Below are 17,164 nucleotides of genomic sequence, written 5' to 3' on the forward strand. Positions count from 1 at the left end.
GGGGGGGGGGGGGGGCGGGGGGGGGGCCCCCGGGGCGCGGGGGCGCGCGCCGGGGGGGGGGGTGGTCTTTGGCCCCCCCACCCCCACCCCCGCGGGGCGGGGGCCTCAGCCGGAGAGTACGTGCCGGCTGCTCCGCCCGATTCCGTTGAGCGCCCCGATTTCCTCGGCGATCCGGTCCCGTGACGTGGTGCCGAGCTTGCCGAGCAGCCGGGCGACGTGCGCCTGCACGGTGCGGCGCGGCAGGTCGAGATGCTCGGCGATGGCGGGGTTGGAGTGTCCGGCGGCGACGAGCCGCGCGATCTTGATTTCCACCGGGGAAAGGGATTCCCACCCGCTCCGTGTCCGGGGTCGCGGCACCGTGGCGTCCCGGCGGATGCCGAAGGCGGCCAACCGGGTGGTGGCGCGTTCGAGATCCCAGCTCGCGGAAAGGTCCGCGTAGCGCGTGGCGCTTTCCGTGAACGCCGTCCGCGCCGCTTCGGTTTCGCCTCGCCGGGCGAGCAGCACCGCGGCGTCCTCCAGCGCCGTGCCCAGTTCGACGACCCGGCCGACCCGGCGGTAGTGGTCGACGGCGGCCAGGATCGGTGCGGGGTCTTCGTCGACGAGTCCGCGGCACCACTGGGCCGCGGCGGCCGCTCGCGCGGCGGGCCGTTCCTTCGCCGCTTCCTCCGCGCAGATCCGCATGGCGCGGTGCGCCTGCTCGGTCGCGCCGACGCTCACCGCGAGCCGGACGATCATCGGCAGCCATTGGTGCCGGAGCATCATCGGCGAGAATTCCGGGGTGAGCAACGGTTCGAGGATCTCGAGCGCTTCCTCCGGCCTGCCGCGCTGTTCGAGCGTCAGCGACTGCGCGACGAGCAGGAAATCGATGCTCTCCCGTTCCGAACTGGTCGCCGGCGCGTATTCCTCGACGGCTTCGAGATGTGCCGACGCTTGGACCCGATCACCGCGTCGTGCCGCGATGTACGCCGCGACGCCGTGCAGCAGCAACGCGGCCGCCGGGGGTTCGCGCAGGCCGAGAAAGGTGATCGCGGGGCCGTCTTCGGTGACCGAGTCGAGTTCGACGAGGGCTTCGTTCCACTGCCCGGTCCAGTAGTTGTGCACCGCGGCGGGAACCTGCAGCTCGTTGCCGAAGGCGTGGCTGATCGCGATCCGCCGCGCGGTGCGCAGGGTTTCGTCGGCTTCGGCCAGCCGGTCCATGTTCTGCAGCGTGAACAGCCGGTTGTCCAGCAGATCGAGTTCGAGTTCGGCGAGGTCCCCGCCGCGCCCGGCGACTTCGAGCGCGCTGTCGATGTGGGCGAGTGCGGTGTCGTGGTGACGTCGCACCGAGGAGGTCAGCCACAGGGTCTGCAGCGCGTGCGCGGTGAGGTAGGCGTCGCCGTTCGCCGCGGCCAGTGCCTGACGCGCGGCGTCCTCGGCGGCGTCGAGATCGTCGAGGCCACCGCGCCGGAAGTTGGCGAGCAGATGACGGTGACGCTGACGCCAGATCTCGGGCACCTCGGGATCGTCGACGGCGTTCTCGACGGTGCGGACCGCGCCTTCGACGTCGCCACGCCGGTACCGCATCGCCGCGAGCAGCTGCCGCATTTCCGCGGCACGGTAGGGATCCGTGGCGATCGCGAGCGCGGCGCGCGCCTCGTCCTCCGGTTGCCGCTCCAGGCGGAACGACACCTTGACGAGAGCGGCGGCGAGTACCTCCCGCCGGGAATCGCGCAGCGGGCACGCTTCGAGCGCGCGGGCGAGGAGTTCCGCGGCGAGCAACGGCGCCCGGTTGGCCACCGTCTCGCCGTTGTCGACCAGCCACTGCAGGACCCACGGATCGGCGGCGGGCGTCGCGACGACCTGTTCGGCGATGCGGGTCACCGAGGACCCGACTCCGGCCAGTGCCTCCGCGGCCTGGCGGTGCAGCGCGGCGCGCGCACCGGCCGGGATCCCGTCGTAGAAAGCCTGACGCAGCAAGGGATGCCGGAACGCGAGGTGGGTGTCGATGTCGACGATCACGGTGGCGGCCACGGCTTCTTCGAACGCCGCGACCAGCTCCGACGGCCGTTTTCCCGCCACCGCGGCGATGTCCGTGACCGTGAACTCCGTGCCGAGCAGTGCGGCCCAGCGCAGGGTCTCGCGGGTTTCGGCGGAAAGCCCGTCCAGATTTCGCCGGATGGTGTCGATGAGACCGCGCGGTGCGGTGTAGGTGCTGCTGTCGGCGAGATCGGTGATACCGGACACCGTGCGCAGCGCCTGCTCGCGGATCAGGGTACCGGTGAGTTCGGTGATGTAGAGCGGATTCCCGGTGGTGCGCTCGACCAGATCCCGTAGCTCGGGCCCGGGTTCCGCGCCGAGCAGGCGTTTCTCGAGTTCGAGGGTCTGCTCGTCGGTGAGCGGGGTCAGATCGACGATTTCGCCGCCGCGGCTTTCGACCGCCTGGCGCAGCCGGACGAGCTGGGCCGTGCGTGGCACCGGGCGTGCGGCCGTGATGAGCAGCAACGGCAACTGGCGTGTCGCGGCGGTCAACCGGTGCCACAACAGGACGCTGGCCTCGTCGGCCCACTGCATGTCGTCGACCACCAGGACCAGCGGACCCCGCGCGCAGAGTTCGTCGATCAGCGCCAGCAAGCGACCCACGGTGGCGAGGGCCGGGTCGCGATCCTGCCCGGTGTCGCGCTGTTCGAAGAGATCGAACGTGAGCGCGGACCGGGTGGGATCGCCGGTCGCTTTGTCGATACCGAGACACGCCAGCATGACCTGCAGGGGGATTCGCCCGGAGAGTTCGTCGGCGATCGCCCAGCCGAGCTGACAGCCCTGATCCGGGGCGGTGGAAAGGGCGGTGGCGAGCAGTTCGGACTTGCCGATGCCGAACTCGCCCTCGACCCACGCCATCCCGCCGCGGCCGTCGCGGACGTCCTCGACGAGCCCGCGCAGCAGGGCGAGTTCGTTCTCCCGGCCGACGAACGTCGTGTTCTCGCCGGTTTGCCGCCGTCGCGCGATCTGGGCAGGCACGGTGAGCAAGGGCTCGTGTTTCGGGGCGCGGACGGGGGTCGCCGCGACGCGGTGTGGTTCGAGATCGGGATCCTGGGCCAGGATCCGGGCGTGCAGCCGTCGCAGCTCGGCACCGGGCTCGACGTCGAGGTCCTCACGCAGCCGTGCACGGGTTTCCCGGAACACCTCGAGGGCCTTGGCGTGTTGGCCGTCGCGGTAGAGCGCGAGCATCAGCAGTTCGCTGAGCCGTTCGCGCAGCGGGTTTTCGTGGACGAGGGCGAGCAGTCCGGCGGTGAGTTCGCCGTGCCCGCCGAGTTCCAGCAGCGCCTCGGCACGCAGCTCGTGCGCGGTGACGTGCAGTTCGACGAGCCGGGCGCGTTCCTGCTCGGCGAAGGGGCCCGGCAGTCCGGACAGCGGCTCGCCGCGCCACAGGGCCAGCGCTTCGTCGAGCAGTCCGGCCGTGGCCGCCGCGGTGGTTTCGCCGCGTGCCTGCCCGATCAGCCGCTCGAAGCGGATCGCGTCCACGTTCTCCGGGGCGATCCGCAGGGTGTACCCGGCCGAAGTACTGGTCAGCAGCTCGCCGGCGGCCCACCGGCCGCGCTGCGGTTCGAGGGCGCGCCGCAGACCGGAGACATAGGTGTGGATGTTCCCGTTCACGCTGGCGGGCGGCCGCTCGCCCCAGACCGAGGACACCAGGTCGGCGCGCGGCACCGCTTTGCCTGCCCGCTGGGCGAGCACGGCGAACACGGCGCGCTGGCGGGTCGGGCCGAGCGGGAGCTCGGTACCCGCCCGGTGGGCGGTCACCGGGCCGAGGAGGTCGACCCGGAGTTCGTCATCCTCGTCGGGCATCGCCGGTCCCCGGTGTCAGCGTTGGGCTCAAGGTGTCTCCGTTCTGCAGGCCGGCCGCCGGGACGCGGGCTGCGCGGTGTCTCCGGAGAGAGGTGCGACGCAGTCTATCTCGACAAGAAGCCACACAACCGGACAAGATCACACAGAGTGGTCGGGGCAAGGGTTGCCGCTCACCGAAACCGCTGGTCACGGGTCGAATCGCGGAAGGTTGCTGCCCGTTCGGCTCCGGATCGGGAATCGAAGGGGCAAGGAAGCGCGGCACGGACGCAGGTTAGCGAGGACGCCGTTGGCGGGACATGCGCGGGATTGCGGTCCGCCGGTCGGAAATTGCGGTAAGCGGAGGGCCGGACACCGACGTGGTTCGGAAACGCCGTCGGCAGTGCGCCCGGACTGCCGAAGCCGGTGCTGAGGTAGACCTCGCTGATGTCGGCGCGGTCCGGGCGCTGGCGGCCGAGGGAATGCGCACCGGGATGGTGGACAGGGCGGGCGTCGTCCGCCATAGCGTGTCCGCATGGTCGTGTCTCCGGCCATGTGGAGCACGAGGTGCGGATCGGCGACGCTGGGGGAGCGGAAAGTCTTCCCTCCCGCGTCGGCTCGCATTTCGTGGCGATGGGGAGCCGGTGTCGCAGACTGGCTCTTGCGACGGCCGCACCGCTGACGCAGACTAGCTCTTGCGACGGCAACAAGGCAGGAACGGAGAAACACTCCTGGTCTGCCCTTTCGGTGCCCGCGCGGAGTCGCTCGTGGATCGTGGTGACTCCTTTGTGGACTGTCGAAATCGCGTCGTCGTGCCGCGCCACGGAGGCGGTTACCCAGAATTGGCCCGCGAGGATTCCGTCCGGTTTTCGGACGGTGCTCAGCGCTACGGTAAAGGACAGCGGATGGGGACTGCGAGGAGGAATACCCGGCAGCTCCCGGCCAGTTCCGCCGACACCGGGATCGTAGCGGTCGCCGTATGCGCGCGGGATCCGGTGGCAGGGCTCGGCGCGGTGAGCATCCTGCGCGCCGATGGACGGCTCAAGGTACTCGACGAGTCCGAACTCGCGGCGGCAGACGTGCTCGTGGTGGTCGAGGATCTCCTCACTGAAGAAGTTTTCACATTTCTGCGTGCGGCTCGTGCCGCGTCGAGTCTCGATTCACCGCCGCCCTGTGTGATCGTCACCGATCATTTCCGGCGCGAGATAGTGACGACTGCGATCGAATGCGGCATGGCCGCGCTGGTGCGGCGGTATGCGCTCGGGGCCGAGGAGCTGGTGCGGACGATTCTTTCGGTCAGCCAGGGCCCGGCCGTCCCGGCATCGGACGTGCTGGGCGATCTGCGGGTCCGGCTCGGGCAGACGCGGCGGGCGGAACCTCACGGACTCGCCCTGTGCGGTCTGTCCACACGCGAACGCGAGGTTCTCCGGCTGCTGGCCGAGGGGCGCGACACGGAGGAAATCGCCGCCGTGCTCGCGTATTCGGAGAGTGCGGTGAAGTACGTCCTCTACGGCATATTGTCTCGCTACAACCTCAACAGCCGCGCGCACGCGGTCGCGTTCGCACTGCGAGCCGGACTGATTTAGGGCGCGCTCGCGTAGGGCACTCCTGTAACAGTGACCACGCCAGCCGCTCTCACCTCACAAGTCGCACGTCGCGAGGAATATCGAGGACTCCGAAGGGGACCTTCATAGCGTCCAGCGCGCTGAAGGGCACCTTCATGGCGCGTTCGTCCACAAAGGACATAACCATGCGAGTCATGATCCTTTCACGTAAGAGATCTTGCCGTGAACCGGCCGTGTACGCGAGTTGATGGTAAGAGCGAACGACGCGTTTGAGAACCTCGTTCTTCGGCTCATGTCGCGACGTGCCTCTTTGGGCAGGCATGGTTTCTGAAATCTCTAGACGCTCGCCGGGGCACTCCCGCCCGAGGTGTGTCGCGGGTCATACTCGCCGGGCCAAGACGAGGGCACAGCACGTCAATCGCCCGAGCGAAAAATGGAGACAAGCGCATGTCGGGTCTCTCACGCATCATCGGAGCATTCCTGATCGCCGTGGCGATGACCTGTGGCGGTGCCGCGACCGCGGACGCGAAGACTTCGCTCGTGCCGGTACATCTCGCGCCGCTGGATCCCCGTGACGTGGGTTTCCTGGTGGCGCTGGACCAAGCGGGACTGTGGGAAGGGCCGACGAGCGGGGCGATCGCGGAGCGGAGCAGGACGCCGGTGGTGCGTTCCGTTGCGGCGCAACTGATGCGGGAACACCACAAGCTCGCCGAGTACGCGGACGCGGCGGCCGCCCGCCTGCACGTCGCCCTGCCGGACGCGCCCTCACCGATGCAGCGTTCCTGGCAAGTCCGGATACTCGCGGCCAAGGACGCGGAACAGGACCGGCTGTACGTCAATCTGACCAGGGCGGCGCACGGAACCGTCCTCATGACCATCGCGTCAGTGCGGTCGACCACGGCGAACGACGTGATTCGTTCCCTCGCGCAGGTCGCGGAGGAATACGTCAAACGGCACATGACACTGCTGGAAAGCACCGGGCTGGTCGAATCGGACTCGCTCGCGGTGCGTACGGGAGCGGCCGCGCCGTATCAGCCTCTGCCGACGTTGCCGGAGGCGCTGTTCGGCGTCGCACTCGCGCTTCTCGCCGGTGCCACGACATTGGTGATCGTGCGCCGCGGCGCACGACCGGAGAGCGTGGCGGCGGAAGGGCTGGGTGTCGAATGAGCGGTGCCTTCCCGGCCGTATCGGCCATGGTGCTCGCCGCGGGATACACCTCGCACGACGAGGGCGTCCGCCAGGCGGCGGCGCTGTCCGGCCGGTTGGCGTACCTTTTCATGTGCCTGACGCTCTGCTGGGGTGTTCTCACCGCTACGGGCTGGATCCGGCGGGTGACCGGCCACCAGGCCCTTCGCGGCGGTCACATGCTTCTGGGCGCGTTCACGGTGGCGACAGCGGGAACGCACGCACTTTCCCTCCTGTTCCTCGACGAGCAGATCGTGGTCGGCACCCAGGTCCTCGTCCCGTTCCTCAACGGCACCGTGCGCCACGCCCTCGGCATCATCGCGTTCGATCTCATGGTCGCGATCGCCGTGACAGCGGGGATGCAACGATTCTTCCGGTACCGCAACTGGTTGCGCTTCCATCAGACCGCGTATGCCGCGATCGCGCTCGGCGTCGCGCATTCCTGGTGGGGAGCGTGGACCGCAGCCGACCTCGAACTGGTGTGGCTGGGTGGTATCACCGCCATCGCCCCGGCGATCACGCTGACCGTCGCGCGGTTCGCCCCCGCGTCGCTGCTCGTGAAGATCGGCCTTGTCGACGATGTTTCCGCGCCCCAGAAACGGATCGACAAAGCCAAGCCGCTACGCATCAGCGTCGACAACCAGCGCTGCCACCGCTACGGCTTCTGCCAGACGGAAGCTCCGAACGTCTTCCAGCTCCGCGAGGACGGCAGGCTCGCCTACCGGCAGAGCCCGGACGTCGCGGGAAACCTGGACGTCCTGTCGGCGGCCCGGTCCTGCCCGATGCGGGCGATACACCTGGAGGGAACGAATCATGAGTGAGTTACCGCGAATCGTGATCGTCGGCGCCGGTCCGGCCGGGATGTGCTCGGCGGAGCGGTTGCGCGAACTCGGCTTCGACGGCGAGCTCGTCATCGTCGGCGCGGAACCCACCATGCCCGTCTACCGCCCCGCGCTTTCGAAACAGTTCGTCACCGGTGCCCTCGGGTCGCACGATCTCGCCCTCCACCCCGCCGACGACCTCGACGCGACGTGGAGACTGAACACCCCGGTCTCGCAGCTGGATTCGCGCCGGCGCGTGGTGCACCTGCCGGGCGGCGAGGAACTCGGGTACGACGGGCTCGTCATCGCGACCGGTGCCGAGGCACGCCGGATGCCGGGGCGGATCAACGCGCACCGGCGGGTCACCGTCCTGCGCACGGTTGCCGACACCAAACGCCTTCACCGCACGATGTCCGGAACCCGGGCACCGGTCGTGGTGCTCGGCTGCGGCTTCCTCGGTTGTGAGGTGGCGGCGAGCCTGAGAGCGGTCGGCCGGGAGGTGACGATCGTCGGCCGGTCCTCGCTGTTGATGAGCAACCTGCTCGACGAGGACCTGGCAAGGCGGTTGACGGATCTGCACCGGCGCAACGAGGTGGGGCTCGAACTCGGGGTGAAGGTCGACGGATGGGACCCGGGGCCGGACGGTATCGGAGTGCTGCTGTCCACCGGAAAACGCCTCGAGGCCGCCGGAATAGTCGTGGCCGTCGGCTCGGTGCCCGCGGTTTCCTGGCTCCGTGACTCCGGGGCACAGGTGGAGGACGGCCTGCTCTGCGAGCCGACCTGTCACGTCGCCGGGCTCGACGACGTGGTGGCCGCGGGAGACGTCGCGAAATGGCCGAACCTGCGGTTCGGTACCGAGCCGCATCGCGTCGAGCACTGGGTGAACGCGATCGAAATGGGCAGGGCCGCCGCCGAGAACCTGTTGAGCGGGCGGGAGACGGCCACGCCGTTCATGCCGGTGCCCCGGTTCTGGTCCGAGCAACACGGCTTGCGCATCCAGGCGGCCGGGATGCCGGTGCTCGCGACGGAGCGCGTGCGGATGGACTCCGACTCGGCGCGGGGACGTTCGCTGACCGGGTTCGTGCGGGACGGCAAGCTTGTCGGGGTGATCGGGTTCGACCGGTCGGCCGCGGTGCTCGCCTACGCGAACCACCTTCCGGACGAGCACCCGATCCTCGCTCGCTCGAACAGCACCACGATGCCCGATCAGGCGCCCCGAAGACAGGCGCCTGCCACCGGGCATTCGAAACGCGTCTCGTTCGTCCGGGCACTGAGGGGGCGATAGCGAATGCGCAAGGAAGGGTTCATGAGAACGATCTTCTGGGGTATCGCGTTCGTCGCGGCCACGCTCTTCGCTGTCGAACAATCGCCGAATTTTTCCTCGTATTCGGCGGAGGTCCCCGTACTGACTACGGATTCGTACGGTTACCAGTACATCGACGTCGTCGTGCCGTACCAAGACGACACCCACGTTGTACGTCCGCCGCTGCGCGAAGACGAGATTCGCACGGCGTGGCCGGATTCCGTTGGTTCCTCAGCACACGAATGACAGACGGGAGCTGGCGTGACCTCTTCCATGAAGCAACCAGACGCGCCCCGGCGTTTCGGTGGCTGGTCCGACTACCGGGAATGGGCGGAGCACGACTTCCGGCAGCGGACCTCCGCCGAGGAGCCGATGGCAGGCGGCAGGCGGACCTTCGTAGTGGAGGCGTTGAGCGAGTTGCTTCCCATCACCTTGCCCGCGGAAGCAGAAGCGGACTCCGAACACCGGACGGCGTGCAGTGTCCGCGGCGGTCACGACGATCATTACGAGGCCGACGCCGTCCTGACACTTGACGAAGAATCGGCGCTGGTCCGACCCTACGTCCGTGCGGACGGCCGGTCCGAGGTGGTGTACGAACTGGGATTCGAAACAATGGTTTCCGCGGCACGCCCGTATGCGAGCCTGCCGCTGCGTGAACTGAGCGAAGACCAGCGGTGGATCTGCCGTCTCTGCGAGGTACCGCAGTCGGTCGCCGAAGTCGCCGTCGCGATCGCCGCGCCGATCGGTGTCACGCGCACACTCATCAGCCACAGCATCGATCAGGGGTACTTGCAGGTGCACGAAACGGTGTCGATGGTGAACGGCCTGCCCTCGATGGAACTGCTGAAACGTGTCCGTGAAGGGCTTCTGCAGCACGTGTAGCGAGCGGCGGAAAGGACGATATTCGCATGGCGAACACAGCGAAATCCCAGGATCCGGAAGAACGGGGTGGTGACACTCCGAGGCTTTCGCCGTGCCTTTTCGTCCTGATCGCGGCCCAGCTGGCCACGCTCGTCCTGGTGGCGGCAGTCGTGCTGTGGCCGAGCACCTGGCTGCGTGTTCTCACGGTCACCAGCGGGATCGGGGCCGTGGCCGCCGCCGCCGTGGTGTTCGCCTCGGCGTGGCGGCAACGGGTGTCGGCGGACGGGCTGCGCCAGGAGATCGTGGACCTGGCCTACCGCCGGCTGCCGGAAGCCCTGCGAGGGGTGCGTGACGGCCACGAGGCCGCCGCGCTGGCCCGGCAGCTGCGGGTGCCCTCGGACGAGCAGGTGAAGCCCCTCGCGGACGCCTTCGAGTCCATCAGCGGACAGGTCCTGCGGCTGGCGGCGGAGCAGGAACAGATCCGTTCGGGATACTCCGAGGTCTTCGTCAACATGTTCCGCAGGAGCCAGTCGCTGATGCAGCGCCAGTTGCAGATCATCGAACAGCTCGAGCAAGGTGACCGCTCGCCGGAAGACCTGAACCGGCTTTTCCAGCTCGACCACCTCGTGACGCGGATGCGGCGCAACAACGAGAACATCCTGGTGCTCTCGGGAACCGAGCTCATCCGCAAGTCCAGGAAGCCGGTGTCGATCTCCGACGTGATCCGGGCCGCGATCTCGGAAATCGACAGCTACCAGCGGGTCAAGGTGCTCGAGACGCCAGCGGTCAAGATCTCGAACTCCGCGGCGGGTGATCTCATCCGGATCGTCGCGGAACTGCTCGACAACGCGACCTCCTTTTCCGCCCCCGGCGAGCTGGTGACCGTACAGGCCGAACTCGGCAGGCACCGGGGGCTGAGCATCAGCGTCGTCGACAACGGCATCGGCATGTCCGACGACGACATCCGCAAGGTGAACGAGCAGCTGACCCGGCTGGGGTCGGCCGAAATCGCCAGGTCCCGGCGGGTGGGGTTGCTCGTCGCAGGCAGGCTCGCGGGCAGGCACGGGTTCAAGATCGAGCTGTTCGGCGGGGGCGCGGTGGACGGAGTGTCGGCGCTGATCTCCGTGCCGAGCGAGGCGCTCGTCGAGGAGCATCAGGTCCGCAGCGCGCTGCACCGGGATCCGACGCGGGGGGCCAGCGCCGGACCGGCGCAGCAGCTGGTCGCCGTCCCGGAACCGGCACCCGCCTCGTCGAGACCGCGTACCGACACCATGACCGTGCGACGGCCGGACTTCGCCGCCGAACTGCCCGATCTGCGGAAACCGCGGCAGATCTCCTCCTGGCACACCAGGCCGAAAACGAACAGGCCGGCTACGCGAAATCCGGCACGGAACCGTGCGGATCTGGTGAAACAGGCACATGCCGACGTCCCCGCGGAGTTGCCGATCCGCGTACCGAATCGGCCCGCCCGGACGCGGGATCCGGCGCAGCGGTCTTCCTCGCAGTGGTTCACGGCACGGCAGACGGCGAGTGAGCCACGGGAGGCTTCGCCACCCCCTGGTGCGAGCGGGGAACGACGGGAAACCCCGGCGGAGAACTGGCAGTCCACAGCGGATCCCGGGTGGCACATCGTGGCGACGGTGACCAGTTCGGACGGGTACACCTACACCGAGGACGGGCTGCCGTTGCGAAAGCAGGGCGCCCATCTCCTCCCCGGCAGTGCCGGAAGGCCCGCCGATCCGGCCTCGACGGACGTGGCGAACCCGAGCGAACGCGATCCGGTACGCACACGCAGCCGGCTTTCCAGCTACCAGCAGGGTGTGCAGAAGGCGAAGCAGCAGGAAGCGACCATGCGGGGTACCAAGCACTCGGGCGGCTGGACGGTACTGGAACGGCACGCCGAGTGAACAGCGAAACGAAACCGGTCCATTTCGGTGCTCAACAAGGAGGAACTGTGGATTCCCAAGACGACAGCCATGACGATTACGGTTGGCTCATCAACGATTTCGTCGAGCGGGTCCCCGGAGTCGCGCACGGGGTCGCGGTGTCCGCGGACGGGCTGCTGCTCGCCGCCTCGGACACGCTTCCGGACGACCGGGCCGACCAGCTGGCCGCGGTGTCGTGCGGTCTCGTGAGCCTGACCGACGGCGCCGCACGGTGCTTCGAGGCAGGCAATGTCAACGAGACCATCGTCGAAATGGACGCGGGCACGATGTTGCTGATGGCGATCAGCGATGGCTCTTGCCTGTGCGTCCTCGCCGATCCCCGGCACGACATCGGGCAGATCGCTTACGAGATGGCCCTCCTCGTCGACCGTGTCGGTCAGATGCTGACACCCGAAGCGCGGGCCGACGACGAGAACCCGGCGACCATGGCAGCCAGTGGCCAGGCGAACTGAGGATCGGCTCGGGAAGGGAGTTCGGATGAGCACGCCTCGCAGCGGTTCCTTCACCAAGGTGCCGAACAGGTCCGTCACGTCGGCGAAGATCGTCGTGGCCGGCGGGTTCGGGGTGGGGAAGACGACGTTCGTCGGAGCGGTTTCCGACATCCAGCCACTCACCACGGAAGCGGTGATGACCGTGATGAGCGACAAGTTCGACGACACCGGACGGATTCCGTACAAGGGATCGACAACGGTGGCCATGGATTTCGGCCGCGTCGCGCTGGGTGACGATCTGCTGCTCTACCTTTTCGGCACACCCGGCCAGGAGCGGTTCTGGTTCATGTGGGACAACCTGGTGCGCGGGACCATCGGTGCGGTGGTGCTCGCGGACACCAGGCGGCTCGCGGATTCGTTCACTTCGGTCGATTTCTTCGAGAACCGGAACATTCCGTACGTCATCGGGGTGAACACCTTCGACGGGATTCTCCACCATCCTCTCGAACACGTCCGCCGTGCTATGGCCATCGACCCGGCGATCCCGATCTTCCGTTGTGACGCCAGAACACGTGACGAAGTCAAGGACACGCTGCTCGGACTGATCGAATACGTGATGGCCAAGGTCGATCACGCCGCCGAACCGTCGATAGCGTGATGGCCGGCGGTGCTCGCGCCGGCGGAGAGGAGCAGGGCAGATGAAGGGCACTGATCGCGAGGTTTTCATTGTCGACCCGGAATCGTTCGACAAGCTGCTGGAGTCGAACGACACGGTGGTCCTCGACCTCCGGACAGGCTGGTGCGGGCCGTGTCGCAATTTCGACCCCATTTTCGCCGAGACGGCGGCGAAGAACGCGGACGCGGCGTTCGCCGCCGTGGACATCGACGTCCATCCGGAACTCGGCGCCGCCTTCGATGTGCAGTCGGTGCCGAAGATCGCCGTGCTGCGGGCGGGGGCGCTGGTGTTCGCCTACGAGGGAGCATTGAGCGCGGCGGCGCTCGATGACGTGATCCAGCAGGTGAGGGCGCTCGATGTCGAAGAGATCCGCAGGGTGATCGCCGCCGGGTCGGATCAGGAATGACCGTTCCGGCGACCGCTGGAAAATCGTGTTTGGACACCATCATGACTCAAGCAACACGGAACATTCCGGTCTTTCGATCAGGGGTCGCCGTCAAGAGCGCGTTGCTCACCTCGCCGACGAACTGCGCTCCGCCCGCACCTGATCCTCAGGCTCCGGTGCGCCGGTTCCCGCTCGCGATCGCCGGCGGGATCGGATTGGCGGGAACCGGTTTCGTCTGGCTGGAATACGGTACGAAGTTCGGCGTCTACCTCCTCATCGGGATACTCCTGGGGGTAGCTCTGTTCCACTCCCGATTCGGGTTCGCGGCGGGTTTTCAGCAACTGATGGCGGTGGGGAACGGCCAGGGCGTCCGCGCGCAAGCGCTCCTCTTGGGAACGGCGGCCTCGGCGGTCATGCTGATCGCCGCTTCGGGTGCCGGGCTGTTCGGGGCGAAACCCACGCCGGCCACCTACCCGCTCGGCGTTTCGCTGGTACTCGGCGCCATGCTGTTCGGGGTCGGCATGCAGCTCGCCGGCTCGTGTGCGTCAGGAACATTGTTCGCGGTGGGCTCCGGACAGGCGACGGTCGCGCTGACGCTCGCGGGATTCCTCACCGGCGCCACCGCGGGATCCTGGTTGGATCCGTTCGCGCGGCGGTTGCCGAGTTTTCCCGGAGTACTGCTGGCCGAACACACCGGGTGGCTCGGGGCCTGGCTGATCACGATGGCGATCCTGCTGGCCGGGGTGCTCGTCACCCGGATCGTGCAGCGACGTCGCAACCCGCCGCCGGTCCAACCGGTCGCCACCGCACACGGCCTCGCGCGGATCTACCGAGGGGCGTGGCCGATGCAGGCTGGCGCGATCGTCCTCGGCCTGCTCGCGGGCGCCGTCTTCCTGGTGTCGGGCGGAACCTGGGGGCTGACGGGCGCTTTTCCGTTGTGGGGAGCCAAAATACTGCAGACGTTCGGGAACCACCCCGAGCAGTGGGAGTACTGGTCACCGGCGAACAAAGGACGATCGCTGGCAGCGCCGTTGCTGACGGACAAGACCAGCCTGACGAACTTCGGCATCATGATCGGCGCCGCGCTCGCGTCGGCGATGGCAGGCGCCTGGAAGCTCTACACGGCAGTCCCGTGGCGGCTGGTGGCGGCCTCGTTGCTGGGCGGACTGTTGATGGGAGTGGGCGCGCAGCTCGCGGGCGGGTGCAACATCGGCGCCTACCTCGCCGGGATCTCCGTCGGCAGCCTGCACGGCTGGGTGTGGGCTGTCTGCGCTCTCGCCGGTACCTGGTTCGGCGTGCGGCTGCGCCCGCTGTTCGGGCTGCACACCCCCCGATCGAGCGACGGCATCTGCTGAAAGCAACGACCCACGCCCCGCCCTTCCGCGTAACTCGCGTGATCAGAGAGCGCACACACGTGATTGGAGAGCGCACTCGCGTGATTGGAGAGCGCACTCACGTGATTGGAGAGCGCACTCGTGAGTTGCGCCGCTGATCACGGGAGATCGGGGACGGGACGGCGGTCTGGGCTGGGTCAGGAGGCCACGCGGTAGCGGTGGTTGGCCCACTGGCCGACGGTCTTCGCGATGTCCGCGACGTCGGGCTCGGGCCAGGCGCGGGCGACGTAGCCGTCGGGCCGGATCAGTGCGGCGGCTACCCCGGGGCGGCGCTCGGCCCGCGCCACCGTGACTCGTGGCGACGCCAAGGCGGCGAGCTGGCCGTCCGGGGTGAAATCGGCGAGCAGGTACCGGCCGATCTCCAGGCGGTGCAGCAGGTTTTCCCCGTCCACCAGCAGAGCCGGCGCGGGCAGGCCGTCGAGGGGATGCGCGTCCCCGGCGACGGCGTACCGCACCTTGAGGCCGCTTACCCAGCCCGCCAGTTCGGCCGACAGGCCGGGTGCCTTCGCGATCAGTTCGGTGGTCATCGCCCGCAGCGCGGCCCCGGCGGGGGTGAACGTCGTCATGATCGCCGACTGCGCCAGCGTGTTCTCGCCCAGTTTCTCCGCGATGGGCAGGCGTTCGGCCGGATAGCTCGCCGGGCCGTCGACGATCAGCGACGGCGCCCAGCCGTCGATTTCGGCGGCGAGCTTCCAGCTCAGATTGGCCGCGTCCTGGAATCCCACGTTCAGGCCCTGCCCGCCCGCGGGCAGATGCACGTGTGCGGCGTCACCCACCAGGAACACCCGGCCGGCGCGGAAGCGGTCGGCGTACCGGGTCGAGTCCGTGCTCCGCGACAGCCAGGACGACGAGCGCAGCCCGAAATCGGTTCCGGCGATGCGGATGAGCGTCGCCCGGAGTTCTTCTGTCCCGAGTGGACGGTCTCGTCGTGCGCGCACCTCCTGCCCGGTGAGCCCGGCGTCGCCCGGTTCCATGCCGAAGAGGCGATGTCCGGACGGCGTGCGGATGATGCTGACCGAGCCGGTTTCGTGGCTCCACAGATGGAAATCGTGCTCCGGGGGTGCCGCCAGTTCGACGTCGCCGACGAATCCCGCCGACGTCGGCTCGGTGCCGGGAAAGCCGATGCCTGCCACTTTCCGGACGGTGCTGTGCGCCCCGTCCGCGCCGACGAGGTATCGCGTTTCGACGGTTTCCCCGCCGACGGTCACCAGCACGCGCTCGGCGTCCTGGGTGAACGAGGTGACCTCGCGGCCGTATTCCACCGGAACGCCTTGCGCGGCGAGGTGCCGGGCGAGCACGCGTTCGGTGTCGGCCTGGGGAATGAACAGCACGAAGGGGTAAGCGGTTTCGAAAGCCCCGAGTTCAAGGAGATTCGGCAGCGTGGCGAAATGCGTCCGCGGCACCTGCCTGCCCAGTGGCAGCACGAGATCCACGAGCCGTTTCCCGCCATCGGACCGCACCGAGGCGAACGTCTCCAGCGTGCGCGGCTGCATGGTGATGGCCTTCGAGTACTCGCTCGGCCCGGCGTCGCGCTCGAACACGCGCACCGGGATCCCGGCGGAGTGCAGGAGTGCCGCGGTGAGCAGGCCGACCGGCCCGCCGCCCACCACGACGACGTCGGCGTTCACGAGTTCTCCTTGCGCGGGCGGAGAAGCCACGTGCCGAGTGCGAGGCCGGTGGTGGAACCGACGTGGATGAGCAGTGCCTTGCGGTTCGGCGCCCAGACGCCGGTGACCGGGCCGCCGGACCACATCGCGGTGGTGAAGCCCGCGGTGGACAACGCCAGGCAGCGCCACAGCGCTCGCCCTCGCCGGGAACCTGCCGCCGTCGCGACGACGACGGTCCCGAGGGCTCCGGCGGTGATCAGCGCTTCGCGCGCCATGTGGTACTGGACGTGGCCTTCGCCGTGCCGTGCTTCGGGTGCCCGGTAGGTCTCGTCGGTGACGTGGGTGACGGTCTGCCAGACCGACGGAAGTGCGGCCGTCAGGCCGGCGAAGATCGCGGCCTTCCCCCAGCGCTCCCGGCGCGCCTTCGGCTGCGAGGATCCGGAATGCATGAACGTTAAGATAATGAACGTTCATGGGTCACGTCAAGACGGCGGGACGTGCCGTCAAGGCCACCTTATGGGCGTCTGACGCCCGCAAGGTGGCCTTGACGGCATCGCGGTCGCGGTCAGGGCTGGGGGCGCCGGGTGGTTTTACTGGTGCCGTCGGGGTCTTCGAGGGAGATGAGCAGGGTGCGCAGATCGTCGTTGAGCCTGCGCCGCCGGGCGGGGGAGAGCGCCGCGAGCAACGCGCCCTCGGCCTCGGTCTTGGTGCCGAACACGTGAGCCGCCCGTTTCGCGCCGTCGGCGGTCAGCGTCACGACCACCGAGCGGCGATCGCCGGGATCGGGCTCCCTGGTCACCCAGCCCTTGCGCTCCAGGCGGTTCACCCGGTTCGTCACCGCGCCCGACGTCAGCTGCAGCTGGGTCATCAGCTGCCCCGCGGACAGCCGCTGGGCTGGCCGCGCCCTGCTGAGGCAGGCGAGCAGCTCCAGCTCCCACAGCTCGATGTCGTGGGGTGACAGCTCGCGCTTGATCTCGATCTCCAGCCGGTGGGCCACCCGGCGCAGCCGGTAGGCCAGTGCCTTGGACTCCAGTGTGGACGGAGCGTGGAAACCGGTCAGCGCGGCGACCATCTCGTCGACGTAGTCGTGGCCGGGGGCGGGGGAAGTCACGTCCGGATGCTAGCAGCGCGGTGGTGCCGGGACCGGATTCCGAGGCTTTCGCCGGGCGAGGCGGAGGTGCGGGTGGCTACT

15 protein-coding genes are annotated in these 17,164 nt (G+C 68.5%); 11 read left to right on the forward strand and 4 right to left on the reverse strand.

The window, feature by feature from the left end; genetic code table 11:
- Window positions 1–105: 105 nt before the first annotated feature.
- Window positions 106–3,822, reverse strand: a complete 3,717-nt coding sequence (locus ACFWY9_RS01940) for a BTAD domain-containing putative transcriptional regulator (protein ID WP_378328427.1) — start codon at window positions 3,820–3,822, stop codon at window positions 106–108.
- 881 nt (window positions 3,823–4,703) lie between these two features.
- Here ACFWY9_RS01940 and ACFWY9_RS01945 point away from each other — a divergent pair.
- From ACFWY9_RS01945 to ACFWY9_RS01995, 11 genes are all read left to right on the forward strand, one after another.
- Entirely contained in the window at window positions 4,704–5,384 is a 681-nt protein-coding gene (locus tag ACFWY9_RS01945) for a response regulator transcription factor (protein WP_378328426.1), read from the forward strand.
- A gap of 426 nt (window positions 5,385–5,810) precedes the next feature.
- On the forward strand, window positions 5,811–6,530 hold the full coding sequence (locus tag ACFWY9_RS01950; RefSeq protein WP_378328425.1) for a DUF4142 domain-containing protein: 720 nt from the start codon (window positions 5,811–5,813) through the stop codon (window positions 6,528–6,530).
- On the forward strand, window positions 6,527–7,369 hold the full coding sequence (locus tag ACFWY9_RS01955) for a ferric reductase-like transmembrane domain-containing protein (RefSeq protein WP_378328424.1): 843 nt from the start codon (window positions 6,527–6,529) through the stop codon (window positions 7,367–7,369). Before ACFWY9_RS01950 ends, ACFWY9_RS01955 begins: the two co-directional genes overlap by 4 nt.
- Complete coding sequence (locus ACFWY9_RS01960) at window positions 7,362–8,654, forward strand: NAD(P)/FAD-dependent oxidoreductase (protein WP_378328423.1); 1,293 nt, start codon at window positions 7,362–7,364, stop codon at window positions 8,652–8,654. Before ACFWY9_RS01955 ends, ACFWY9_RS01960 begins: the two co-directional genes overlap by 8 nt.
- A 21-nt stretch (window positions 8,655–8,675) precedes the next feature.
- Window positions 8,676–8,918, forward strand: a complete 243-nt coding sequence (locus ACFWY9_RS01965) for a hypothetical protein (protein ID WP_378328422.1) — start codon at window positions 8,676–8,678, stop codon at window positions 8,916–8,918.
- 15 nt (window positions 8,919–8,933) lie between these two features.
- Window positions 8,934–9,554: a DUF742 domain-containing protein gene (locus tag ACFWY9_RS01970; protein ID WP_378337931.1), complete on the forward strand. Its 621-nt coding sequence runs from the start codon at window positions 8,934–8,936 to the stop codon at window positions 9,552–9,554.
- Window positions 9,555–9,580: 26 nt separating this feature from the next.
- The gene (locus ACFWY9_RS01975) at window positions 9,581–11,440 is read left to right on the forward strand and encodes an ATP-binding protein (RefSeq protein ID WP_378337932.1); all 1,860 of its coding nucleotides are present in this window, start codon (window positions 9,581–9,583) and stop codon (window positions 11,438–11,440) included.
- Between the two features lie 47 nt (window positions 11,441–11,487).
- Entirely contained in the window at window positions 11,488–11,931 is a 444-nt protein-coding gene (locus ACFWY9_RS01980) for a roadblock/LC7 domain-containing protein (protein WP_378337933.1), read from the forward strand.
- 25 nt (window positions 11,932–11,956) lie between these two features.
- The gene (locus tag ACFWY9_RS01985) at window positions 11,957–12,568 is read left to right on the forward strand and encodes an ATP/GTP-binding protein (RefSeq protein WP_378328418.1); all 612 of its coding nucleotides are present in this window, start codon (window positions 11,957–11,959) and stop codon (window positions 12,566–12,568) included.
- 40 nt (window positions 12,569–12,608) lie between these two features.
- The gene (locus ACFWY9_RS01990) at window positions 12,609–12,992 is read left to right on the forward strand and encodes a thioredoxin family protein (protein WP_378328417.1); all 384 of its coding nucleotides are present in this window, start codon (window positions 12,609–12,611) and stop codon (window positions 12,990–12,992) included.
- Between the two features lie 41 nt (window positions 12,993–13,033).
- Complete coding sequence (locus tag ACFWY9_RS01995; protein WP_378328416.1) at window positions 13,034–14,326, forward strand: YeeE/YedE family protein; 1,293 nt, start codon at window positions 13,034–13,036, stop codon at window positions 14,324–14,326.
- Window positions 14,327–14,502: 176 nt separating this feature from the next.
- On the opposite strand, the gene ACFWY9_RS02000 is transcribed toward ACFWY9_RS01995, so the two are convergent.
- The 3 genes from ACFWY9_RS02000 to ACFWY9_RS02010 form a co-directional block, all read right to left on the reverse strand.
- Window positions 14,503–15,993, reverse strand: coding sequence for an FAD-dependent monooxygenase (locus ACFWY9_RS02000; protein WP_378337934.1), 1,491 nt, complete (start codon window positions 15,991–15,993; stop codon window positions 14,503–14,505).
- Window positions 15,990–16,421, reverse strand: coding sequence for a hypothetical protein (locus ACFWY9_RS02005; protein ID WP_378337935.1), 432 nt, complete (start codon window positions 16,419–16,421; stop codon window positions 15,990–15,992). The genes ACFWY9_RS02000 and ACFWY9_RS02005 overlap by 4 nt, the downstream gene beginning before the upstream one ends.
- A 116-nt stretch (window positions 16,422–16,537) precedes the next feature.
- On the reverse strand, window positions 16,538–17,083 hold the full coding sequence (locus tag ACFWY9_RS02010) for a MarR family winged helix-turn-helix transcriptional regulator (RefSeq protein ID WP_378328413.1): 546 nt from the start codon (window positions 17,081–17,083) through the stop codon (window positions 16,538–16,540).
- Window positions 17,084–17,164 lie beyond the last annotated feature (81 nt).

The sequence above is a fragment of the Amycolatopsis sp. NPDC059027 genome (genome assembly GCF_042739735.1).
In the GTDB taxonomy this organism is placed as follows: Bacteria; Actinomycetota; Actinomycetes; order Mycobacteriales; family Pseudonocardiaceae; genus Amycolatopsis.

Coding starts and splice junctions, on each gene's coding strand:
- ACFWY9_RS01940 (WP_378328427.1), bottom strand. CDS start 3,822: ATGCCCGACGAGGATGACGAACTCCGGGTCGACCTCCTCGGCCCGGTG.
- ACFWY9_RS01945 (WP_378328426.1), top strand. CDS start 4,704: ATGGGGACTGCGAGGAGGAATACCCGGCAGCTCCCGGCCAGTTCCGCC.
- ACFWY9_RS01950 (WP_378328425.1), top strand. CDS start 5,811: ATGTCGGGTCTCTCACGCATCATCGGAGCATTCCTGATCGCCGTGGCG.
- ACFWY9_RS01955 (WP_378328424.1), top strand. CDS start 6,527: ATGAGCGGTGCCTTCCCGGCCGTATCGGCCATGGTGCTCGCCGCGGGA.
- ACFWY9_RS01960 (WP_378328423.1), top strand. CDS start 7,362: ATGAGTGAGTTACCGCGAATCGTGATCGTCGGCGCCGGTCCGGCCGGG.
- ACFWY9_RS01965 (WP_378328422.1), top strand. CDS start 8,676: ATGAGAACGATCTTCTGGGGTATCGCGTTCGTCGCGGCCACGCTCTTC.
- ACFWY9_RS01975 (WP_378337932.1), top strand. CDS start 9,581: ATGGCGAACACAGCGAAATCCCAGGATCCGGAAGAACGGGGTGGTGAC.
- ACFWY9_RS01985 (WP_378328418.1), top strand. CDS start 11,957: ATGAGCACGCCTCGCAGCGGTTCCTTCACCAAGGTGCCGAACAGGTCC.
- ACFWY9_RS01990 (WP_378328417.1), top strand. CDS start 12,609: ATGAAGGGCACTGATCGCGAGGTTTTCATTGTCGACCCGGAATCGTTC.
- ACFWY9_RS01995 (WP_378328416.1), top strand. CDS start 13,034: ATGACTCAAGCAACACGGAACATTCCGGTCTTTCGATCAGGGGTCGCC.
- ACFWY9_RS02005 (WP_378337935.1), bottom strand. CDS start 16,421: ATGCATTCCGGATCCTCGCAGCCGAAGGCGCGCCGGGAGCGCTGGGGG.